1 protein-coding gene is annotated in these 639 nt (G+C 62.6%); it reads left to right on the forward strand.

Features of this window, described 5'->3' with window-relative positions:
- Nucleotides 1-298: 298 nt before the first annotated feature.
- Nucleotides 299-639: hypothetical protein (locus tag A3848_RS28770; protein WP_218619025.1), on the forward strand; the 341-nt coding region annotated here is incomplete at its 3' end.

The raw sequence follows: 639 nt of genomic DNA on the forward strand, positions 1-639 counted from the left end.
TGCCATGCGCTCGATGAAGGGCCGTGCGTTGGTCAGTGTGAACGACCATCCGCAGATGCGTGAAGCGTTTAAGGGCTTCCCCATGCAGGTGCTGGACATCCGCTACACGGTTGGCGGTGGCGCGGGCGTGCCGCGCGCTGAACTGCTGATCCAGAGCTGGGTCGACTGACGGAGCTATTCAATCCGAACCTTGGCCACCGAGGGCCGCGCGTTGGGCATGACGCGCGGGGTAGGGATCATCGCCGCCGGGCGGTGTGCAGTTGGTGGCACCCGGCAAGCTCATATGAAAGGGGGGGCTGTGCTTGAAATCAAGATCACGTCCAACCTGAAAAATGTCCTGCGGCGCATGGACGCCTTCACGTCGAGGCAGCTGCCGTTTGCGATGGCGCAGGCCATCAACGCGACCGCTGCCCGCGTCCAGGCTGCCGAGCAGGAAAACATCAGGTCGACCTTCGACAGCCCGACGCCATTCACGCAGAAGTCAGTCGGGGTGAGCAAGGCTCGCAAGTCGTCACCGGTGGCAGTGGTCTACATCAAGAAGATCGCGGCCGCCTACCTGCTGCCCTACGAGACAGGCGGCGTCCACAAGCTGAACAGCCGGGCGTTGCTGAATCCCAAGGGGGTGAAGCTGAATAGCTA

It is taken from the genome of Paenibacillus sp. P32E, from assembly GCF_001909085.1.
Taxonomy (GTDB): Bacteria; Bacillota; Bacilli; order Paenibacillales; family Paenibacillaceae; genus Paenibacillus_AQ; species Paenibacillus_AQ helianthi.